General features: G+C 49.4%; 1 tRNA gene and 1 rRNA gene. Both read left to right on the top strand.

What is annotated here, in order from left to right:
* A tRNA-Ala gene (locus HWX31_RS34640) sits at positions 1 to 76 on the top strand.
* A 276-nt stretch (positions 77 to 352) separates the two neighbouring features.
* Positions 353 to 611 (top strand): 23S ribosomal RNA (locus tag HWX31_RS34635); the annotation flags it as partial.

The following is a 611-nucleotide window of genomic DNA, read 5'->3' as shown; positions in this document are numbered from 1 at the left end:
GGGGGCATAGCTCAGCTGGGAGAGCACCTGCTTTGCAAGCAGGGGGTCGTCGGTTCGATCCCGTCTGCCTCCACCAATCTTCAATGACAAGCGTTCGACTTGATCGAATTTTTGTCATTGGCGATTGAGCCAGTCAGAGTGATATGAGTAACACCATATCGGCTGTCGTTCTTTAACAATCTGGAAGAAGTAAGTAATTTGGATAGCGGAAGCGTCTTGAGATGGACGTGGAAACTATCCGGGTTGTGATTGTATCGATGTATCTCAAGATGATTCGAACTTCATGTTCGGCTCAATTTGGAATACGGCACAACGCGAGAACTCAACCTGTAACGAGACAGACTCGTTATAGGGTCAAGCGAACAAGTGCATGTGGTGGATGCCTTGGCGATCACAGGCGATGAAGGACGCGGTAGCCTGCGAAAAGCTACGGGGAGCTGGCAAACGAGCTTTGATCCGTAGATGTCCGAATGGGGAAACCCGGCCCTTTTGGGTCATCCTAGACTGAATACATAGGTCTAGTGAAGCGAACGCGGTGAACTGAAACATCTAAGTAACCGCAGGAAAAGAAATCAACCGAGATTCCCAAAGTAGTGGCGAGCGAAATGGGA

The organism is Burkholderia ubonensis, assembly GCF_902833085.1.
Lineage (GTDB): Bacteria > Pseudomonadota > Gammaproteobacteria > Burkholderiales > Burkholderiaceae > Burkholderia > Burkholderia ubonensis.
Note: the sequence above shows the minus strand (reverse complement) of the source record. Positions and strands in the feature narration are given on the sequence as shown.